Here is a 15,065-nt window from a genome sequence, read left to right on the forward strand (position 1 = left end):
CGGCCGATGCGCCTGCGCCATCCCGACGGGACGCCCGTCCATCTCGCGTACTGCAGCAACGTCCATCAGGCGGAGGACCTCGACGGGGTGCTCGCGCAGCTCGCCGCGTACGCCGAACCCGTGCGGGAACGGCTCGGCGTCGACCGGCTCGGCATCGGCCTGTGGCTGGCCCGCGACGTCGTCACCGAACTCGTCGGTGACGGGCGGGCGTTGGCGCGGCTGAAGGACGAGCTGAGCCTGCGGGGTCTGGAGACCGTCACCCTGAACGCCTTCCCGTACGCCGGTTTCCATCGCGAAGTCGTCAAGAAGGACGTCTACCTCCCCGACTGGACGGACCAGGTCCGCCTCGACTACACCCTCGACTGCGCCCGCGTCCTGACCGCCCTCCTCCCGGACGACGCCCGCCGCGGCAGCGTCTCCACGCTTCCGCTCGCCTGGCGCACGCCCTGGCCGGCCGAACGTGCCAACACCGCCCGCCGTGCCCTGGACCGGTTGGCCGAAGGGCTCGCCACGATCGAGCGCGAGACCGGCCGTCCGGTCCGCGTCGGCTTCGAGCCGGAGCCCGGGTGCGTGGTCGAGACGACCGCGCAGGCGGTACGGGAACTGGGCGGACTGGACCCGGAACGGCTCGGCATCTGCCTGGACACCTGCCATCTCGCGGTCCAGTTCGAGGACCCGGGTGCCGCTCTGGCGCGGCTGGCCGCCGCCGGGCTGCCGGTCGTCAAGGTGCAGGCGTCGTGCGCGGTGGAGGCGGACGATCCGGCCGATCCGGCTGCTCGCGCGGCGCTGGGGCGGCTGGCGGAGGCGCGGTTTCTGCATCAGACGCGTACGAGGGTTGCTGCGCAAGGCAGTTGGGGGACCTTCAGCGGGCCGGGCGAGGGACGGGGCCCCGGCGTCGCGGGGCCCCGGATCCCGCGCCAGAGGGGGCTGGCGGCGGGCGAGCAGGCAGACGGGACCCGGCATGTCTGCGGGCTCGGCGGGCCGACCGGCCCCGACGGCTCCGGATGCGCCCGTCAGCCGGGCGGGGGCGGCGTATCTTCCGCCGGGCCGAGTCCCGTCGGCGGGCCCGCCGGTCCGGACCGGTGGGACACGCTGGGCGAGGGCACGATTGTCGGCGTCGACGACCTCCCCGAGGCCCTGGCCGGTGGGCTCCCCGCCGACCGAGGCCCCTGGCGGGTCCACTTCCACGCCCCGCTGCATGCCGAGCCCGAACCCCCGCTGCGTACCACCGCGCCCCAGCTCACCGCCGTACTCGCCGGACTCCTCGGCGGGCCGGTCGCCGGCTGCGACCACATCGAGGTGGAGACCTACACCTGGTCCGTGCTGCCCCGGCCGCCCGCCGATCTGGCCGGGGGCATCGCCGCCGAACTCACCTGGGCCAGGGACCGGTTGACCGGTCTCGGCCTCAAGGAGGAAACGTCATGACCGACCGGCTCGTCGTGCTCGACATCGTCGGGCTCACCCCGACGCTGCTGCGCCATATGCCCGCCGTCGCCGCCCTCGGTGAACGCGGCTTCCAGGCCCGGCTCGGGACCACCCTGCCCGCGGTGACCTGCACCGCCCAGTCCACCTTCCTCACCGGGGAACCGCCGAGCACCCACGGCGCGGTCGCCAACGGCTGGTACTTCCGCGACCTCGGCGAAGTGCTGCTGTGGCGGCAGCACAACGCGCTCGTCGGCGGCGAGAAGATCTGGGAGACGGCGCGGAAGACCAACCCCGACTACAAGGTCGCGAACATCTGCTGGTGGTACGCGATGGGGGCGGACGTCGACCTCACCGTCACCCCGCGGCCCGTCTACTACTCCGACGGCCGCAAGGAACCCGACTGCTACACCTGGCCGCCCTCCCTGCACGACGAACTCACCGACCGCCTCGGCCCGTTCCCCCTCTTCACCTACTGGGGACCCAACGCGGGCATGCCCTCCACCCAGTGGATCCTCGGCGCCGCCCGCCAGGTCTTCGACGAGCACCGCCCTGACCTGACCCTCGTCTACATCCCGCAGATGGACTACGAGCCCCAGCGCTCCGGCCCGGACTCCCCCGCGACCGCCCGCGCCGCCCGCCAACTCGACGACGCACTGCGCCCGTTGATCGACCACTTCCTCAGCGAGGGCGCCACCGTCGTAGCGCTCAGCGAGTACGGCATCACCCCGGTCTCCCGCCCCGTCGACATCAACCGCGCCCTGCGCCGCGCCGGACTGCTGGACGTCTACACGCAGGACGGCATGGAGTACCTGGACCCCTGGACCTCACGCGCGTTCGCCGTGGCCGATCACCAGGTGGCGCATGTGTACGTACGGGATCCGGCCGACACCGAGGCCGTCGCGAAGATCGTCGGTGAACTCAGCGGTGTGGAGCGGGTGTTGGACGCCGAGGGCAAGGCGGCGTACGGCCTCGATCACGAGCGCTCCGGCGAGCTGGTCGCCGTCGCCGAGTCCGACGCCTGGTTCACGTACTACTACTGGCTGGACGACGAGCGCGCCCCGGACTTCGCCCGCCAGGTGGAGATCCACCGCAAGCCCGGCTACGACCCGGCCGAGCTGCTGTACGACGAGACGGTCCCGGCGGTGAAGCTGCGGGCCGTGGGCCAGGTGGCCCGGAAGAAGCTCGGGTTCCGCTATCGGCTCCGCACCGTCCCGCTGGACCCCTCCGGGATACGCGGCAGCCACGGCCGACTGCCCGACGACCCGGACCACGGGCCCGTACTCCTGTGCTCCGAACCGGAGTTGGCGCGGGAGGCATACGCGGCGACGGAGGTCAAGGCACTGCTGTTGCGGCTGGCACGGCTCGCACCGGAGGCCGCTTAGGAGTCAGAAGAGGGCGGCGTGGCCGCGGGCCGCCGCCCTCCAGCCTTTGTCTGTGCCCTCCTGTTGCCCCCACCTGACAAGGAATACTGATGTCCAGCGCACCCAGCATCCCCCTCAACGAGACCGTCCTGCGCAACGCCCGCCCCGAGATCGCGGCCTGGCTCACCGCTTTCGTCGAGCGCCACGGCGGCTTCGTGGGCTCCGTGCACCTCGCCGAGCCCGCCGAGGAGGGCGAGATCGTCCTCGCGGCCGCGCACAACCTGCCGCCCGCCGTGCAGAACGGCACCTCCGTCATCCCCATCGGCAAGGGTATGGCCGGGACCGCCGCGCAGCGCCGGGCGCCCGTCGCCATCAGCGACTTCCCGAGCGACACCTCGGGCGTCGCCGTCCGGCAGGGCCGCGCCGCCGGGTCGAAGGGCTCCCTCACCATCCCCGTCTTCACCCCGGACGACGACACCCGGCTGTTCGCGGTCGTCGGGCTGGGCTTCAAGGACGTCCGGGAGTTCGCCGACGACGAGATCGAGATGTACAAGAAGTCCGCGGCCACGCTCCTGGACGTTCGGGCGGCCTGACCCTCTTCACGTACCACGCTGCGCAAGTAAGGTCCAGACCTAGCCTCCAGTACATCGGATCTCTTCTTGGCGCGTTCGACATATTGACGCGCTTCTCTCTCAGCTTCTACGTTGCGCCGAGAGATAGCTCCGATGTATCGAGAGGAATGACATGGCCCCAACAAGACGTACGGTTCTGGCAGCCGGAGGCTTACTCGCGGGAGGCGCCGCCTGGGCGATGACCTCGTCGGTGTCCTCCGCCGTGACCGCGTCTCCCACGGACGGCTGGGAGAAGACCTCGTTCACGTACGGCATGCAGAAGCCGTGGAATCTCGGCCTGAGCGAGCGTTACAGCAACAGCGGCGGCGTCCACCGGATGTGGGTGTACGACACCGACGAGCCCATGTCGCAGAGCAGTTCCACCGACCCGCGCACCGAGATGCGCTGGAAGCAGGAGTACACGTCCGGGCAGCACATGTGGGACGCCGACGTGTATCTCCCCTCCGGCACGAACGGCGCGACCTTTGTGCAGATCCTCCGGGTGATCCACCCCGAGGGCACCCCCGCCACGGACTTCATGCTCAACGCCTACAGCGCGAGCGGCGGCACGGTACGGGCGTACGACCGCACGGTCCTGAAGACCAACGCGTACAACACCTGGTTCAACGTCAAGTTGGAGCACAACGCTTCCAGCCGCAGCGTCAAGGTCTATTTCGACGACGAGTTGGTGCTGACGACCGAGGACCGCGGCCCAGCCACCCGCCACTTCAAGAACGGCGTCTACCACCACGGCAGCGGTCGCGCCGAGGCGCGCTTCCGCAACATCACGTACTGGACTCGGTGAGCCGTGCGGAGACGAAGAGCACTCACCGCGCTCGGCGGACTCGGCCTCGCCGGTGCCACCGCCGCGCTCCTGCCGGGACGGGCGGACGCCGCCGACGAGGTGTACTTCCAGAACCGCGGCAGCGTCGAGGGCTGGGACCACGCCTACACACAGAAGGACGGCGTGATCGAGACCGTCGACTCGCCCACGTACAAAGGCGCTCACGCTCTCGCGGCGACACAGACGTACATCGACGAGACCGGGGGCTACCACTCCGAGGTGATCAAGCGCGGCGCGCAGAGCGTCGGTGAGGACCGGTACTACGGCCAGGCGATCCGTCTCGCGTCCGACTGGACGTTCCACGACCAGAACGTCACCTTCCAGCAGTGGTCGCCAGAAGACCCCGAAGGACCCTGGCTGTTGATGTTCGTCATCGGGTCCACGATCCAGTTCGGCGGCTCCGGCGGCATCAAGGGGACGGCCGGGTCGATCAGTGGCCTGCGGGGCACCTGGATCAGGATCGTCACCCGGCTGAAGCTCGCCGGCGACGGCCAAGGCGCCTTCGAGGTGTGGCTGAACGGCACGAAGACGGTGAGCCGCACCGGCATCACCGTACTGCCGTCCACCTCACGGACGATCCGCTGGTCCAACGGGATCTACTGCACCGCCTGGCGCGACGGCACGCCCAGCGGTCCGCGCACGCTGACGGTCCTGCACGACAGCCACCGGATCGCCTCGACGTACGCCCTGGCCGAACCGGCCGGCTGGGCCTGACGCCGACCCCATCACCCCTCACTCTTGTCACTCTTGGAGGCATCCGCATGACCTCTCGCAGAGCAGTGCTCGGCTCGGCGCTGGCCGGCACAACTCTTGCCGCTCTTCCGGAAGTTGCCCAAGCCGCTGATTCCTCCAGTGTCATCGGTCCGGGGGGCCATCGCTGGAAGCTCCGTAACCGCATGGAGTCGGACGGTGCGTGGGCCGACTTCCTGCGGAAGCAGGACCTGGTGTGGCGCAGGCTGCCCACGCTGTGGCACGAAGGGCCGTTCCTCGGCGACGGCCGGCTGGGCAGCATGGTCTACCGGGACCCGGAGGCGAAGGGCATTCGCTTCACTGTGCAGCACGGTGAAGTGCAGGATCACCGGCCCGAGTTCGGCAGTGGCTGGGGGACGTGCCGACTGCCCGTGGGGCATCTGACGCTCGACCCGGTCGGCACCATCAGTGCGGTCGACTGGCGGTTGAGTCTGTGGAACGCCGAGCTCACCGGCACGATCAGCACCGACAAGGGCACCCTGACGCTCTCCGCACTCATCCATGACGGGATCCTCGCCGCGCGCGTGACGGCCGACGGCGACGAGGAGGTGCGCTGGACGTTCCATCCCGAAGAGGCCGTCAGCCCTCGGAAGATCAGCGAGGCACCGCCGACCGGGTACATCGCCAACCCGCCCTGGACCACCCGGACTTCGGGCGACATCGAGCAGGTCCTCCAGCCGCTCCTCGGCGGCGGCCAGACCGCGACGGCCTACCGCCGCTTCGGCGACACCCTCCTGCTCAACGTCGCCCACAGCTATCCGTCGGACACCCGGGCCGGGGATGCCTCGCTCAAGAAGATCCAGCGCGCCGCTCCGTACGGTGTGCTCCGCGCGCTCCACACCCGCTGGTGGCACGCCTTCTACCGCAAGAGCTTCGTCTCGATCCCCGATGAGCGGCTGCAGAGCTTCCACTGGATCCAGCTCTACAAGGTCGCGTCCGCCAGCCGCGCCGACGGCCCCGTGATGGCCACCTGCGGGCCCTGGCTGGAGCCCACGCCCTGGCCCGCCGTGTGGTGGAACCTCAACGTCCAGCTGGAGTACTGGCTCATCCACGGCTCCAACCACCTGGAACTCGACTCGCTCGCCACCACCCTGAGGCAGAACCAGGAACAGCTGATCGCGAACGTGCCCGCCGCGTACCGCTCGGACAGCGCCGGAGTCGGCCGCAGCTCCGACATGTTCGCCAACCGCAGCGCCCCCACCCCGGGCAGCGGCGGTGAGTCGGGCAATCTGACCTGGGCACTGCACAACGTATGGCTGAGTTACCAGCACACCATGGACGAGGCGTTATTGCGCGACACGGTGTACCCACTGCTGCGCCGCACGATCAACTACTACCTGCACTTCCTCCAGCCGGACAGCGACGGCAAGCTGCACCTGCCGTCGACGCTGTCGCCGGAGTATCCCGTCGTACCGCCGAAGGACACCAACTACGATCTGGCGCTGATCCGTTGGGGCTGCACCACGCTCCTGGAGGCGGCCGAGCGGCTGGGGACCGACGATCCGCTGAAGCCGCGCTGGCAGGAGGTGCTGGCGAAGCTGACACCGTATCCGGTGGACGAGAACGGCTTCATGATCGGTGATCGGACCCCGTACGCGCAGTCCCATCGCCACTACTCGCACCTGCTGATGGTGTACCCGCTGTATCTCGTGAACTGGGAGCAGCCGGAGCAGCGCGAGCTCATCGAGAAGTCGATCGTCCACTGGCACGCGGTGACCGGATCCCACCGCGGCTACAGCTATACGGGCGCCGCGTCGATGTACGCGATGATGGGCCGCGGCTCCACGGCGCTGGAGTATCTGAAGAAGTTCTTCGACCCCAGCACGCGGTATCCGTGCCGGGCCAACACCCACTACACCGAGGCCGGTCCGGTCATCGAGACACCGCTGTCGGCGTCGCAGTCGCTGCACGACATGCTCTGCCAGAGCTGGGGCGGTGTCGTACGGATCTTCCCCGCCGTTCCGGATTCCTGGGCCGATGCCACGCTGCACGATTTCCGCACGCAGGGGGCCTACCTGGTCAGCGCGGTCCGTAAGGGCGGGGTCACCCGTTTCGTACGCGTACGGAGCCTGGCGGGTGAGCGGCTCGAGATCCGGCACGGTCTGACGGGCGGGGCGGTGACGGCGGTGCTCGACGACGGCAGCCGGGCGCGCACGCACACGACGGACGACGGCACCCTGGTGATCGAGCTGGCCAAGGGCCGGGAGGTGCTGTTGTACGCCGGTGAACGCCCCGAACTCGACATCGCTCCGGTGGCGTTGAGTGAGCCGGGCGATCCGTGGGGGCTGCCGTAGTACGTCTTCAGTACGTCTTTGGTCAGTGCGGGTCACCGATCGGGCGTGCCCGGCCGGTGACCCGTACCCGTGGATCCGTCGGGTCGATGTCCACGAGCAGTTCGCTGGGGCACCCCATGTCCTCGCCCTGGTGGAGGGTGAGGGTCATCGGCTCGCGGACCAGGCCGAGGGTTCGCAGATAGCCGCCGAAGGCGGCGGCTGCCGCTCCCGTCGCGGGGTCCTCCACCACGCCCCCGACCGGGAAGGGGTCGCGGACGTGGAAGAGGTCGTCCGCCTCGCGCCAGACCAGTTGGAGCGTGGTCCAGCCGTGCTGCCGCATCACGTCGGCGAGGCCGTCGAAGTCGTACGCGAGATCCGCCAGCCGGGCGCGGGAGGCGACGGCGAGGACCAGGTGCTCGGCCCCGCCGAAGGCCACGTGCGGCGGCAGTTCCGGATCCAGGTCGCCCTCGGCCCAGCGCAGCGCGGCGAGAGCCGGGGTGAGCTCGTCCGGAGTGGCCGGGCGGGAGCGGGTGGGGACGCTGGTAAGGGTGGCGCGCACCGTCCCGTCGGGGTCGGCGGCCGTGGACACCGGGATCTCTCCGGCCGGGGTGTCGAAGACGAACTCCCCGGGCCCGTTCCGCTCGGCCAGCGCCACGGCGGTCGCCACGGTGGCGTGCCCGCAGAACGGAACCTCGACGAGAGGGCTGAAGTACCGCACCCGAAAGCGGCGTTCGGCATCGTCCCGCGCCATGACGAACGCCGTCTCCGAGTAACCGACCTCGGCGGCGAGGGCCAGCATCCGGGTGGGGTCGAGCCCGGCGGCGTCCAGAACGATCCCGGCGGGGTTGCCGCCGGCCCCCTCCGGGGTGAAGGCGGAGTAGCGTAGGACGGCGGTGCTGGTTTCGGAACTCATGACTGCACGCTCCCACAGGGCAGCACGCATGAGGAACGAGATTTCAGAGGGCACTGATCAGGCAGGTGCTCCTCAACGAGCGGGTATGGACGGTGAGTTAGGGGACTATCACACTCCGCTTTCATGCCGCCTCCTTACCAAGGTTTTGGGTCTCTCACGGTGCGTACGGTCGCTGGTACGGATAGCATCCTGCGCACCCCTTGTGTTGCGTTGGTCACGCGGCCACCCACCGCGTTCGTCTTACCGCCCGCCGCCCTGTTCCCCTCCCCAGTTGCCCGCTTCCGCTCATAGCTCATCGCTCATCGCTCCCCGCCCTAGGACGACGATGTCTCTACGGACAGGTCCCCGCCGTCTCGGTTCCATACGTCTCTCCCTGATCCTTCTGGCATTGGTCCCCAGCGTCACCCTCGCCGCGATGTGGGGGGTGACGACGACGCAGATGTTCTCCGAAGGGCTACGGCTGCGGGCCCAGACGGAGCTGAGCAGGTCGACCGGCGCCATGGGCACCGACGCGACGCTCGCGCTGCAACGGGAGCGGAGCCTGTCGGCCGCGTGGCTGGCCGCGCCCGGCGGCTCCAGGACCGCCCTGGACGAGCAGCGGGAACGTACGGACGCGGAGGTCGCCAAACTGGTCGGCCAGTCGAAGGCCATCGACAAGGCGCCCGACCGGATAGGAGACCGGCTGTACTCGGTCATCGCCGGCGCGGGGAGCCTGGAGTTCTACCGGAGCCAGATCGACCAGGGCCACATCGACAAAAGCACCGGCATCAGCGGCGCGCAGGCACTGGACCAGTACACCGCGATCATCGACGACCAGATCCACGCCTTCCAGGAGCTCTCCAAGGTCGACGACGGGGACCTCACCTCGCAGGCCGAACCGCTCGTCGCCCTGGAACACGCCGCGGAACTGGTCTCCCAGGAGAACGCCCTGCTCACCCTGGCCTGGCCGTCCGGGCAGCTGGACGAGGAGTCGCGGGCCGCCTTCGTCCAGTTGGTGAACGCCCGGCGCTGGCTCGTCGAGGACCAGATCACCCCCTCCCTGCGCGGCACGGCGAAGACGCAGACCGAGCGCATCCTCCAGGGGCAGGCCTGGAAGGACCTGCAGGCAGTCGAGACCCAGGTGCTCGAGGCTCGTACGACGGGCAGCGGCGACGCCCGGAAGGTCAACCTGCCGAACGGGCGGGACCAGTGGAACGACGCGATGGGCCAACTCTCGGTCCAGTACCCGAATCTGATCCGCCAGCAGACCGCGGAACTGCTCGACCGCAGCAGTGAAGACGCCCATGCACTGCTGGTCAAGGCCGCCGCCCTGAGCGCCGGCGGACTCGCCGCCCTGTTGCTGAGTGTCGTACTGTCCTGGCGCATCACCCGCTCCCTGTTCCGGCGGATGCGCGGGCTGCGGATGGCCACCCTCAGCCTCGCCCAGGAGCGGCTGCCCGACGTGGTCGCCCGGCTCGACCGCGGCGAGAAGGTCGACGTGGACTCCGCCGCGCCCCCGCTGGACTACGGGCAGGACGAACTCGGCCAGGTGGCGCAGGCGTTCAACACCGCCCAGCGCACGGCTGTCCACACCGCGGTGGAGCTCGCCGACACCCGGCGCGGCTTCCAGAAGGTGATCCTGGGGATCGCCCGGCAGAGCCAGAACCTGGTCAATCTCCAGCTCAGCAAACTCGATTCGCTGGAACGCGAACACCAGGACCCGCACGTCCTCAAGGGCCTGTACGAACTCGACTCCAACGCGAGCCAACTGCGCCGCTACGAGGAGAACCTCGTCATCATCAGCGGCGAGCGGCCGGGACGCAGCTGGGCCGAACCGGTCGCGCTGATCGACATCCTGCGCAGCGCCGTCGGCGAGGTCGCCGAGTACCAGCGGGTGGAGGTGCACACCGTCGAGGAGGTGTACCTCGCCCCGCCCGCGGTGGCCGACGTCATCCATCTGCTGGCCGAACTCATCGACAACGCGACCGCGTACTCGCCCGCTCCCAGCCCGGTCGGGGTACGGGCCGCGATGGTGGCCAAGGGCCTGGCCATCGAGATCGAGGACCGCGGTCTGGGCATGTCGGAGGACGACTACGAGGCGTTCAACGCGCAGTTGGCGGTGGAGCCACAGTTCGACGTGGTGGCGTTGGCCGACGACCTCCGGCTCGGCATGTTCGTGATCGCCCGCCTCGCCACGCGGCACGGCATCGCCGTCACACTGCGGTCCTCTCCGTACGGCGGGACGACGGCGATCGTGCTGGTGCCGCACGACATAGTGGTGCGGGAGGGGCCCACGACCGATACGGACGCCGCCGGCTCGGCCTCGTCGGACGCTTCGGCGGGTGCCACGGACGTCCCGGCCCAAGTGGGTCAGGAAACCCGGGAAGCCCGGGAAGGACCCACGACCCACGCGGATACCGCCGCCACTTCGGCCGGATGGACGGACGCCCCGGCCCAAGGAAGCCAGGAAACCCGGACGACCCGAGAGTCCCAGGAGGACGTCGAGCCGGTCGCGGCTCTCGCGGAGAACTCGACCGGTACGCCCGGACCGGGCTTGACCGGACTGGACTCGGCCGGAGCGGACTCGGCCGATACGCAGGGCCCTGGCCGGCACAGCCACGCGCGCAGCCGCGTGGCCCAGCCCGCGACCCGGCCGCGGACAGCCGATACCGGCGGGACCGGGTCCGGCCCGGGTTCCAGGTCCGCGACCGGCTCCAGGTCCGCGCCCGAGTCCGGCCGGAGTGTCGGCTCCGAGTCCGGCCGGGGTTCTGGGTCCGCGACCGGCTCCGGGTCCGGGCCCGGGTCAAGCCCAGGGCCCGGTTCCGGCCCAGGTTCAAGCCAGCGCAGCGCCCTCGCTCCGCTGCCGCGCCGCGTACCGCAGACCAGCCTCGCCACCGAGCTACGGGAGGACTCCGTGTCCGCCCGGGCGGACGACCCGTTGGAGGACTTCGACGCGGAGCGTGCCGCCTCCTCGCTCTCCGGTTTCCAGCGCGGGACGCTTCGGGCCCGTGACGACGCCGAGGAGTGGACGTACAACGAAGGAGAAGACGAAGGAGGAAACACAGCAGAAGAAGCCCCACCAGCGAGCCCAGGTACGCAGGTCCCCGTCCCCGGAAAAACCGTCACCTCGACTCCGCCGGCAGACCGCTCATGAAGGACACAGAAATGACACGCCCCATCCCTGCCACGCACAGCCAGCTCGACCAGCTGCTCACCGGACTGGTGGACCGGGTCGCCGAGGTGAACCACGCCGTCGTGCTCTCCGACGACGGACTGGTCGTCAGCAGGTCGACGGCGTTCCTGCGCGACGACGCCGAGCGGCTGGCGGCGACCGCCTCCGGCCTTGTGAGCCTCAGCAAGGGCGTCAGCATGGACTTCCGCGGCGGCCCCGTACGCCAGGCACTCATCGAGATGCGCAACGGCTATCTGATCATCACCGCCGCCGGGACCGGCGCCCATCTGGCCGTGCTCACCCACCAGGGCGCGGACGTCGGCGTGGTGGCGTACCAGATGAACCTGCTCGTGAAGAAGATCGGCGAGCACCTGAGCGCGGCGCCGCGGGGCACGGTCGCCGCCGACCGCGGCGAGTGAGGTGAGCGGAGGCGACGCGGCGGGTCGTCTCGTACGGCCGTTCACGCTGACCGGCGGCAGGACCCGGCCCGACCGCAGCGACTTCTCCCTCATCACGACGGTCTCCGCGGTGGACCCGCCGCCCGCCTGGGGCGTCCGGACACAGCCCGAGCACGCCCGGATCCTGCGGTTGTGCGAGAAGCCGATCGCCGTCGCGGAGCTGGCGGCCCACCTCGATCTGCCGATGAGCGTGGTCACCATCATGCTCTGCGACCTGCTGGCGGCGGACCGGATCACCGTCCACCCGCCGCGCCCCGTCTCCGGGACGCCGGACATGGACCTGCTGCAGAAAGTGAGGGACGGCCTTGGCCGGCTCTGACGCAACCGTCAACGGGACGCCGGCCCAAGGGACTTCGGTCCAGGGGGCGGCAGCCCGAGAGACCTCGGCACCCGACACGGTCAAGATACTGATCGCCGGAGGCTTCGGCGTCGGGAAGACCACCATGGTCGGGTCGGTCAGCGAGATCGTCCCGCTGCGCACCGAGGAACGACTGACCTCGGCCGGCCTGGGCGTCGACGACCTCCACGGCATCGCCGAGAAACAGGCCACCACCGTGGCGCTGGACTTCGGCCGGATCACGATCGGCCGGGACCTGGTGCTGTATCTCTTCGGTACGCCCGGACAGCAGCGGTTCTGGTTCATGTGGAACGACCTCGCCATCGGCGCGCTGGGGGCCGTGGTCCTCATCGACGTACGCAGGCCCAAGTCCAGCTTCGCCGCGATCGACTTCTTCGAGCGGCGGGGCATCCCGTTCGTCATAGGCGTCAACGGCTTCCACGGACAGCATCCGTACACGCCCGAGGAGATCCGGGACGCCCTGGCACTGCCGGAGGGCACTCAGGTGCTGCTCTGCGACGCACGCGAGCGCGAGTCGTCCCGGGACGTACTGATCGCTCTGCTCGACCAGTTGATCGCCGCTTCCGCGAAGGCCTCGGCGTCGTAAGGGAGTCGTAAGGGACAAGCCGCGAGGAGACGCGCCATAAGGGGCAAGTCACAAAGAAGCAAGGGGCCCAGAGAGGCAAGTCACAAGGAGACAAAGGGCACAGAGAGGCGTTCTTGCTGCGGAAACAGGGCATCATCATCGGCACCGTCGCCCGCCCGCTGGCGCCCCTTCGGCTCCAGGACACCGTGCCGTCACACCGGGAGGGAACGGTTCCCGCTGTCCCCCTTTGCCTCGCCTTGTATCCGGCACGCCCGCTCCCCACGGGCGTACCGCGAAAGGACGACGTGCGCTGTGTCCCTGCTCCCGCTCGACAAACTCCCCGGGCCGCTCCCCGCCGCCACCACCCCCGGCCCCGTCCGCTCCCCCTCCACCGCCCTCCCCCACTCTCGACTTCGCTCGAGCGGGGGGACCCCCATCGCCCTGAGGGCGCTGAACCTGCTCCCGCTCCTGCTGATCGCGGCATGGGCGACGCTCGACTGGCGCACCGTGTCCGACGGCGCCGCCCAGCTCGCCTCGGCCGACCCCTGGTGGCTGCTGTCCGGGGTCTTCTTCATGTGCATGGGCTGGGTGGCAGCCGCGTGCGTCCGGCAGGGCGCCATACCCGAACGGCTCCCACCGGGGCTGCTGCTCGCGTCCCAGGTCGCCGCCGGCGCCGCGAACCATGTACTCCCGGCCAGCATCGGCGCCCATGCCGTCACCCTCCGCTTCCTCCAGCGCCAGGGCATATCCCTCGCCAGGGGCACCGCCTCGCTCGCGCTGTACTCGCTGGTCAAGCCCCTGGCGAAGACGCTGGTACTCCTCGTCTTCCTGGTGGCCTTCCCGGGCGTGCTGGGGCTGGCTGAACTCGTCCCGGACGAGCGGACGTTGCATCTGGTCGCCGGTGGTGTGGGGATCGGTCTCGCCGTGGCCGCGCTGCTCCTGACGTTCGTACGTCCGCTGCGTCGCCCGATCCTCACCTTCGTACGCACCGCTCTGACCGACGCACGGCTCCTGCACACCCGGCCGAGCCGCGTCCTCGCGCTCTGGGGCGGAGCCGCCGCCACCCCGCTGCTCCAGGCCAGCGTGATCGCCTCGGTCGGCTTCTCGCTGGGCCTGCCGCTGACCTGGGCGCAGGTGACCTTCGCGCTCCTGGTCGCCAGCACGGCGGTCGGAGCCGTACCCGCGCCGGGCGGCATCGGCCCCATCGACGCGGCCATGGTGTTCGCCATGGTCCTCTTCGGCGCCCCCATGAGCCTGGCCACGGCAACGATCATCGGTTACCGGGTTCTGACGATCTGGGTGCCGCTGCTGCCGGGCATGCTGGTGCTTTCGTGGCTGGTCCAGCGGAAGGTGCTGTGACGTGGTGTTGTGACCCGGGCGGGGCGGTGTCCAGGCCGGCCAGGCTCACCGGGTCAGGAAGACGGTCTTGCCGCGAGAGGGGCCGGAGCGGGCGCGGGACACCGCGGCGGGGGCGTCGGCCAGCGGGATCTCGGCGTCGACCGTGATGCGGAGCTTGCCGGCGGCGGCGAGGTCGGCGAGGGCTTCCAGTTCGGCCCGGCTGGGGTTGTTGGAGAGGTTGACGCCGTGGATCTCGCGTGCGGCCAGGGCATCGGGGTCGACGGCGTGGTTGGTGCTGATGAAGGTGCCGCCGGGCCTGAGCAGGCCGGTCAGGGCATCGGTGTCCTGGCCGGGCTGGGTGATCAGGTCGAGCACGGCGTCGATGCCTTCGGGGTGGGCGGCCAGGACCTGTTCGGCGGTGGGCGCGAGGGTGAAGTCGATGGTCTCGTGGGCGCCGAGGTCACGGAGGCGGCCGGCGATGTCGGCGGTGGCGGTCGCCACGACCCGGGCTCCCTCGTGGGCCGCGAACTGGATCGCGGACTGTCCGACGCCTCCGGAGGCCCCGTTGACGAGGATGACGTGTCCGGTGTCGAGCCGGGCCGCCTCGATGGCCTGATAAGCGGTGGCGCTGGCGGTGGGCAGCGCGGCGGCCACGGGGAACGGCAGGTCGCCGGGGGTACGGGCGATGGTGCCGTCCTCGCGGGCCAGGGCGTACTCGGCGTACGAGCCCCGCCCGTGCTGGACGTTCATGAACTGGCCGTAGACGGTGTCGCCGGGCCGGAAGTGGGTCACGCCGTCGCCGACGCTCTCGACCACGCCTGCGCCGTCCGAGCCCATGACGAGGGGGAAGGCGTGCTCGACGACGTTCTTCAGGGCGCCGTCGGCGACCTTCCAGTCGAACGGATTGAGCGCGGCGGCGTGCAGACGGACCAGCAGCTCACCCGGGCCCGGCTGCGGTACCGGCAGGTCGATGAGCTGCGGCTCGGCTCCGAAGCCGGTGATGACGACGGCCTTCATG

The 15,065-nt window shown here is 70.1% G+C and carries 13 protein-coding genes; 11 read left to right on the forward strand and 2 right to left on the reverse strand.

The annotated features are described in order from the left end of the window. The first annotated feature begins 6 nt into the window (after positions 1 to 6). From eboE to IEZ21_RS31385, 6 genes are all read left to right on the forward strand, one after another. Positions 7 to 1,425, forward strand: coding sequence for a metabolite traffic protein EboE (gene eboE, locus IEZ21_RS47905; protein ID WP_246568321.1), 1,419 nt, complete (start codon positions 7 to 9; stop codon positions 1,423 to 1,425). After that, on the forward strand, positions 1,422 to 2,807 hold the full coding sequence (locus tag IEZ21_RS31365; protein ID WP_189325239.1) for an alkaline phosphatase family protein: 1,386 nt from the start codon (positions 1,422 to 1,424) through the stop codon (positions 2,805 to 2,807). The genes eboE and IEZ21_RS31365 overlap by 4 nt, the downstream gene beginning before the upstream one ends. Positions 2,808 to 2,896: 89 nt before the next feature. Further along, positions 2,897 to 3,379 (forward strand): GAF domain-containing protein, encoded by a 483-nt coding sequence (locus IEZ21_RS31370; RefSeq protein WP_189325240.1) that lies wholly within the window; start codon positions 2,897 to 2,899, stop codon positions 3,377 to 3,379. Positions 3,380 to 3,530: 151 nt separating this feature from the next. Then, on the forward strand, positions 3,531 to 4,202 hold the full coding sequence (locus tag IEZ21_RS31375; protein ID WP_189325241.1) for a polysaccharide lyase family 7 protein: 672 nt from the start codon (positions 3,531 to 3,533) through the stop codon (positions 4,200 to 4,202). A gap of 3 nt (positions 4,203 to 4,205) precedes the next feature. After that, on the forward strand, positions 4,206 to 4,955 hold the full coding sequence (locus IEZ21_RS31380) for a polysaccharide lyase family 20 protein (RefSeq protein ID WP_033328465.1): 750 nt from the start codon (positions 4,206 to 4,208) through the stop codon (positions 4,953 to 4,955). Positions 4,956 to 5,002: 47 nt separating this feature from the next. Next, positions 5,003 to 7,285, forward strand: a complete 2,283-nt coding sequence (locus tag IEZ21_RS31385) for a glycosyl hydrolase family 95 catalytic domain-containing protein (protein WP_189325242.1) — start codon at positions 5,003 to 5,005, stop codon at positions 7,283 to 7,285. 22 nt (positions 7,286 to 7,307) lie between these two features. On the opposite strand, the gene IEZ21_RS31390 is transcribed toward IEZ21_RS31385, so the two are convergent. Beyond that, positions 7,308 to 8,177, reverse strand: a complete 870-nt coding sequence (locus IEZ21_RS31390) for a PhzF family phenazine biosynthesis isomerase (RefSeq protein WP_189325243.1) — start codon at positions 8,175 to 8,177, stop codon at positions 7,308 to 7,310. A 325-nt stretch (positions 8,178 to 8,502) separates the two neighbouring features. Between IEZ21_RS31390 and IEZ21_RS31395 the strand changes: the two genes are divergently transcribed. The 5 genes from IEZ21_RS31395 to IEZ21_RS31415 all read left to right on the forward strand — a co-directional run bounded on the left by IEZ21_RS31395 (position 8,503) and on the right by IEZ21_RS31415 (position 14,068). Further along, a complete protein-coding gene (locus tag IEZ21_RS31395) occupies positions 8,503 to 11,310 on the forward strand; it encodes a sensor histidine kinase (RefSeq protein WP_189325244.1) in 2,808 nt (935 codons plus the stop codon). A gap of 11 nt (positions 11,311 to 11,321) precedes the next feature. After that, positions 11,322 to 11,747, forward strand: a complete 426-nt coding sequence (locus IEZ21_RS31400) for a roadblock/LC7 domain-containing protein (RefSeq protein WP_033328462.1) — start codon at positions 11,322 to 11,324, stop codon at positions 11,745 to 11,747. Position 11,748: 1 nt separating this feature from the next. Then, positions 11,749 to 12,105: a DUF742 domain-containing protein gene (locus IEZ21_RS31405; RefSeq protein WP_033328461.1), complete on the forward strand. Its 357-nt coding sequence runs from the start codon at positions 11,749 to 11,751 to the stop codon at positions 12,103 to 12,105. Continuing rightward, positions 12,092 to 12,730 carry a GTP-binding protein gene (locus IEZ21_RS31410; protein WP_373302338.1) on the forward strand — a complete coding sequence of 213 codons (639 nt, stop codon included), beginning with the start codon at positions 12,092 to 12,094 and terminating at the stop codon, positions 12,728 to 12,730. Before IEZ21_RS31405 ends, IEZ21_RS31410 begins: the two co-directional genes overlap by 14 nt. Before the next feature lie 291 nt (positions 12,731 to 13,021). Further along, positions 13,022 to 14,068: a lysylphosphatidylglycerol synthase transmembrane domain-containing protein gene (locus tag IEZ21_RS31415; RefSeq protein ID WP_189325245.1), complete on the forward strand. Its 1,047-nt coding sequence runs from the start codon at positions 13,022 to 13,024 to the stop codon at positions 14,066 to 14,068. Between the two features lie 45 nt (positions 14,069 to 14,113). Here the strand turns inward: IEZ21_RS31415 and IEZ21_RS31420 are convergent, their stop codons facing one another. Continuing rightward, positions 14,114 to 15,064: an NADP-dependent oxidoreductase gene (locus tag IEZ21_RS31420; protein ID WP_189325246.1), complete on the reverse strand. Its 951-nt coding sequence runs from the start codon at positions 15,062 to 15,064 to the stop codon at positions 14,114 to 14,116. Position 15,065: the final 1 nt, after the last annotated feature.

The organism is Streptomyces flaveus, assembly GCF_014647675.1.
GTDB lineage: Bacteria > Actinomycetota > Actinomycetes > Streptomycetales > Streptomycetaceae > Streptomyces > Streptomyces flaveus.

Coding starts and splice junctions, on each gene's coding strand:
- eboE (WP_246568321.1), top strand. CDS start 7: ATGCGCCTGCGCCATCCCGACGGGACGCCCGTCCATCTCGCGTACTGC.
- IEZ21_RS31385 (WP_189325242.1), top strand. CDS start 5,003: ATGACCTCTCGCAGAGCAGTGCTCGGCTCGGCGCTGGCCGGCACAACT.
- IEZ21_RS31375 (WP_189325241.1), top strand. CDS start 3,531: ATGGCCCCAACAAGACGTACGGTTCTGGCAGCCGGAGGCTTACTCGCG.
- IEZ21_RS31400 (WP_033328462.1), top strand. CDS start 11,322: ATGACACGCCCCATCCCTGCCACGCACAGCCAGCTCGACCAGCTGCTC.
- IEZ21_RS31365 (WP_189325239.1), top strand. CDS start 1,422: ATGACCGACCGGCTCGTCGTGCTCGACATCGTCGGGCTCACCCCGACG.
- IEZ21_RS31395 (WP_189325244.1), top strand. CDS start 8,503: ATGTCTCTACGGACAGGTCCCCGCCGTCTCGGTTCCATACGTCTCTCC.
- IEZ21_RS31420 (WP_189325246.1), bottom strand. CDS start 15,064: ATGAAGGCCGTCGTCATCACCGGCTTCGGAGCCGAGCCGCAGCTCATC.
- IEZ21_RS31390 (WP_189325243.1), bottom strand. CDS start 8,177: ATGAGTTCCGAAACCAGCACCGCCGTCCTACGCTACTCCGCCTTCACC.
- IEZ21_RS31370 (WP_189325240.1), top strand. CDS start 2,897: ATGTCCAGCGCACCCAGCATCCCCCTCAACGAGACCGTCCTGCGCAAC.